Source organism: Aquabacterium sp., from assembly GCF_004297345.1.
GTDB lineage: Bacteria > Pseudomonadota > Gammaproteobacteria > Burkholderiales > Burkholderiaceae_C > Aquabacterium.
Genome location: NZ_SCTN01000264.1, coordinates 1 through 4,984, shown reverse-complemented (window position 1 = coordinate 4,984; position 4,984 = coordinate 1). Strand labels below are relative to the sequence as shown.

4 protein-coding genes are annotated in these 4,984 nt (G+C 61.6%); 1 reads left to right on the top strand and 3 read right to left on the bottom strand.

The annotated features are described in order from the left end of the window. Nucleotides 1-2,229, top strand: a 2,229-nt coding sequence (locus EPO09_RS09345) for an MASE3 domain-containing protein (RefSeq protein WP_290642435.1), incomplete at its 5' end; no start/stop codon positions are given. Here the strand turns inward: EPO09_RS09345 and EPO09_RS09340 are convergent. The 3 genes from EPO09_RS09340 to EPO09_RS09330 are packed head-to-tail and all read right to left on the bottom strand — an operon-like array spanning nucleotide 2,207 to nucleotide 4,854. After that, nucleotides 2,207-2,599: a diacylglycerol kinase gene (locus EPO09_RS09340; protein ID WP_290642434.1), complete on the bottom strand. Its 393-nt coding sequence runs from the start codon at nucleotides 2,597-2,599 to the stop codon at nucleotides 2,207-2,209. The two genes, EPO09_RS09345 and EPO09_RS09340, sit on opposite strands and share 23 nt — an antisense overlap. Beyond that, the gene (locus EPO09_RS09335; RefSeq protein WP_290642432.1) at nucleotides 2,596-3,279 is read right to left on the bottom strand and encodes a phosphatase PAP2 family protein; all 684 of its coding nucleotides are present in this window, start codon (nucleotides 3,277-3,279) and stop codon (nucleotides 2,596-2,598) included. The genes EPO09_RS09340 and EPO09_RS09335 overlap by 4 nt, the downstream gene beginning before the upstream one ends. A gap of 9 nt (nucleotides 3,280-3,288) precedes the next feature. After that, nucleotides 3,289-4,854, bottom strand: a complete 1,566-nt coding sequence (locus EPO09_RS09330) for an FGGY-family carbohydrate kinase (RefSeq protein WP_290642430.1) — start codon at nucleotides 4,852-4,854, stop codon at nucleotides 3,289-3,291. Nucleotides 4,855-4,984 lie beyond the last annotated feature (130 nt).

Here is a 4,984-nt window from a genome sequence, read left to right as displayed (position 1 = left end):
GTGTTCGCGTCGGGATGGAATGCCTACAGCCGAAACCTGCCTCGGCATGCGCTGATTCTGGCTTGCGCGTTTCTGGGCGTGGCCATGCTGGATTTTGCGCATGCCTTGTCCTATGCCGGCATGCCGCATTTCGTGACGGCGAGCAGCCCTCAAAAGGCGATCAATTTCTGGCTGATGGCGCGCTTGCTGGCTGCAGTGGCCTTGCTCACTGTGGCTGTCTTGCCGCCAGAAAAGTCAGCCTCAAGCAGCAGTCGCTACGCCTGGCTTGCCGCCGTTCTGGCATTGGTGGGAGGGGGCTACTGGGCCTGCCTGTTCCATGCGGATCTGTTGCCGCAGACCTATCTACCGGGTAGCGGGTTGACGGCCGTCAAGATCGGCACCGAATTTCTTGTCATTGCCATGAACCTGGCAGCGGCTGGCAGCTTTTGGTTGCAGATGCGCCGCCCTTTGCGCTTCAACGCCGCCGCCTTGTTTGGCGCTGTCTGCGTCATGGCATTGAGCGAAGCCTTTTTTACCTTGTATGCCACGACATCCGACTTCTATAACTTTGCCGGGCACATCTACAAGCTGGTCTCTTATCTGTTCCTGTATCGCGCGGTATTTGTCGAGGTGATTGAGGAGCCGTATCGAGAAATGGCGCGCATGGGTGATCAACTGCGTGCCACGCTCGATGCCGTACCGGATGTGATGCTGGAACTGGATCTGCACGGCAGGTACCACGCGGTGCATTCCTCCAGGCTCGAAATACTGGTTCGGCCTGCGGACGAGCTCATTGGCAGAACGGTGCACGACGTGATGCCGCCAGCGGAGGCCAGCGTGGTCATTTCCGCGCTGGAGCGCGCCTTGTCATTGGGCATCTCTTCTGGCGCGCAGCTTCAACTGAGCCTGCCTCATGGCATCAGATGGTTCGAGTTGTCGGTGTCTCGCAAAGGTGCTGTGCAGGGGCTGGACACCCGCTTCATCATGCTCTCGCGCGATATCACCGAACGCAAGCTGGCGGAGGCCGCCCTGCTGGAGCAGCAGGCCATGGCGCATGCCAATCAGGTCAAGAGCCAGTTCTTGTCTCGTGTCAGCCACGAGTTGCGCACGCCGCTCAATGCCGTGATCGGTTTTGCGCAGTTGCTGCTGCACGATGCCAACGTCCGCATGGTGGCCGGGCAGCGCCTGCATGTGGAGTACATCCTGCGGGCGGGGCAGCACCTGCTGGAGATGATCAACGACATCCTGGATCTGACACGCATTGAATCTGGCGACGCGGGCTTGAAGATCGAACCAGTGCGCATCAGCGAGTTGATTGCACAAAGCCTGCCCATGGTCATGCCGCAAGCCGAGGCCATGGGCCTGACGGTCAGCGTGGACACGCTCAAGGTCACGCAGCGCCAGGCACTGGGGGACGAACGGCGCATCAAGCAGGTGCTGATCAATGTGCTGTCCAACGCCGTCAAGTACAACCGGGTTGGAGGACAACTGACCGTGCACGCTGCCTGGAACGAGGCACAGCCCGATCATGTGGTCGTGCGTGTGGCTGATACCGGGCGAGGGCTCAACAGCGAGCAGGTCAAGAACTTGTTTGAGCCGTTCAATCGCCTGGGCGCTGAGCGTGAGGGGATTGAGGGCACCGGTCTGGGTTTGGTGATTTCAAGGCGATTGATGGAAGCCATGGGTGGGCAAATCACGCTCGACAGTATGGAGGGCGTTGGCACCACGGTGACCTTGAAGCTGCCGTTGATGAAGCAGTCGGCTGGCGTGGCGCCGCCATCACTTCCTGCTCCGGCCGTCGAAGCAGCCCGCTCTCGCCAGAATGCAGACAAGAACCAGATCACCGTCTTGTGTGTGGAGGACAACCCCTTGAACGCGGCCTTGTTGCGCGCCATCTTTGACCTGCGTCCAGCCGTCAAGCTGTTGATTGCCGAGGATGGCGAAAGTGCGCTTGAGCGTTTGCAGCACATCTGGCCTGATCTGGTGCTGGTGGACATCAACCTGCCAGACATGAGTGGCGTCGAGGTGTTGCAGCACATTCGTGCCATGCCGCAAGGGCAAAGCCTGCAGTGCATCGCGATGTCGGCAGACGTGTCCGGGGAGCCGCATGCGCGTGCGCAGGCGCAGGGCTTTGCCGATTTCTGGCCCAAGCCGTTGAACGTCGATGGCGTGTTGTCGAGGCTGGATGCCGTGCTGGCCCGCGTGGGTGCCAAACGAGTTGTGGCGGTCAAGCAGGGTGAGATGGCCTGAGCCAGGCTGATAGCAGTGGCCAGAGTTGATCAACGAAGAAGGCCGCCGCCACAACCAGGGCCATCAGGCTGGCTACCAGTACCGCTGCTGCAGCCACATCTTTGGTCAGCTTGATCGCCTCGTGTTGATGCGGATGGAGGTGATCTGCCAGGGCCTCAATGGCGGTGTTGAGCAACTCCGTGGATATGACCATCGCAATCGTCATCGCCATGACGGCCCACCAGATGGCTGGCGCTTTGGATATCAGCAGCAAAGCGGCCATACCTGCTGTGGCCAGTGCATGGGTCTTCATGCTTTTTTCCAGGCGCCATGCCGCACGCAGGCCAGCCCAGGCAAAACCCAGTCTGTCGATGAATCGATGGCCTTTCACTGGCTGCTCTCCTGCCCCAGTTGGAGGCGTTCGGCCAGCAGCCAGCACAACAGCGCCCAGGCTGCGCCGGCGGCCCAGCCGGCGGCCACATCGGAGGCCCAGTGCACGCCCAGGTAGATGCGAGACAGGCCCACAAGGCCTGTCAGAGCGGCGGCCGTGCCCATCACATACAAGCGCAGTCGTGTGCGCGGTGCCAACCTGGCAAGCAGCGCGGCCAGCGTCAGGTACACGATGGCCGACATCATCGCGTGCCCACTTGGAAAGCTGTAACCCGAAGCCACCGTGGCGTGGAAGACCGCATCCGGTCGAGCTCTTGAGAACAAGGCTTTGAGCAAAGACGCCATCAACAAGCCGCCACAAGATGAGCCCAGGGCCAGCCATGACATGGCGCGTTGCCCGGCCATCACCAGATACCCCCACACGGCGCCTACAGTCAGCACCAGCACAGCGGGGCTGCCCAGTGCCGTCAGATCGCGGATGGCTTCCTGCAACCACAGCGAGCCGATCGGCGTCAGGCCCTGATCCCCTGTGCGCAGTTGGTGCAGGATCCACAGGTCTACCGAACGGGCATCGCCCTCCAGCACTTCGCCGGCGATTTCCATGAAACCCCATGCAGCCAGCCCCATCAGCACGATGGGCCAGAGCAGGCGTGGTTCCAGGTAGTGGCGAATGGCGTTCACATGCCCAGTTTAGTACTTCGGGTAGTGCGTGATGTGCCGGATGGAGCGGTACAGCGGCGACAGCCTGTCGTACATGCGGTTGTAGACCTCGCGGTAGAGCCTGTCATAGGTCTGCGTGTGTTCGGCTTGAGGCTGGAAGACCTGCCCCTGGTGCGACATGGCTTTGACGGCGTCGGCGTGATCCTTGAAATAGCCTGCGCCCACCGCGGCGTTGATGGCAGCGCCCAGGCCTGAGGCTTCATAGGTGTGGATGCGCTCGGTGCGGACGCCAAACACATTGGCCGTGATCTGCATGATGCGGTCACTTTGCGAGCCGCCGCCAGCCACGCGCAGGCTGTGGATGGACACGCGGTTGCGGTGCTCCAGTTGTTCCTTGCCATGGCGCAGTGCATAGGCCAGGCCTTCAATGATGGCGCGATACAGATGGGCGCGTGTGTGCACGTCACCAAAGCCGATCACGGCGCCCTTGGCTTCGGGGCCGGGGAACTTCACGCCGGGGTTCCAGAAGGGTTGCAGCACCAGGCCCATGGCACCGGGCGGGGATTCATCGAGCAGGTCGTCAAACAGGATCTCGGGCGCCACGCCACGTTCCTCGGCTTGCTGTACTTCCTTGGCTGCGAACTCGCGCTTGAACCAGTTCACCATCCAGTAGCCGCGCTGCACGATGATCTCCGAGTTGAAGGCGTGCGGCATGGCTGCCGGGTAGGCGGGCAGGAAGGGCATGGGCGGAACGTAACGCGAGTTGCCCGTGTTGATCGTGGCGGTTGTCCCATAGCTGATGCAGCCCACATCGGGGCTGATGCCGCCACAGGCCAGTACTTCACAGGCTTTGTCGGCGCCAGCCGCGTACAGCGTCAGGCCTTCGGGGATACCGGTTTCATGTGCTGCGCGTCGGGAGATCACGCCCAGTGGTTCGGATGCCTGAACCAGTGGCGGCAATTGATCTCGCTTGACGGCCAAGGCTTTCCATTTGATGTCGCTGTCATCGGCCCAGCGTTGATGCGCGTGATCAAAGGGCACATAGCCCACTTGCGAGGGCACGGCATCACGCAGCTGGTCGGTGAGCTTGTAGCTCAGATAGGCGGAGACCTGCACGAAGTGGCGCGTCCTGGCCCAGATGTCGGGGAAGTCTGCGGCCAGCCAGTTGCACTCTGCCTTCGATTGCAGCTGGTACATCATGTGCTGCTGCCCGACTGCGCGCACGCCTGCACGCAGCCACCAGGGCAGGTGAGGGTAGTTGTCTGTGCGACGGGAGTCCAGCCAGATGGTTGCTGGCCGCAAGGGCTTCATCTCCTCGTCCAGGCAGATCATGGAGGCGCGCTGGCAGGTGAGGGCTACCGCTGCAACCCTGGCGCGTAACTGTGGATACTGTTCCCACAACTTCAGGCAGGCCAGGCTCAGGTGGTGCCAGAAGTAGTCACCGTTTTGCTCGGCCCAGTTGGGGTGCTTGGAAAAGTACGGCGTGATGTGCTGCTGAGACTTGGCCACCACCTGGCCATTCAGATCGAACAGCATGGCGCGCACGCTTTGCGTGCCCTGGTCCAGCGCCAGGAAGAGGTCTTGAGACGAGGCCATACATCACCCCAGTCGGTAGCTGTTGTTGATCACTTGCTGGTAGCGCACGCATTCGGACTGCCAGCGTGCGTCATCCCAATCCAGATTGCTCAGGCACAGAGGCTTGATCAGCGGCAGCAGCGAGGCGCCG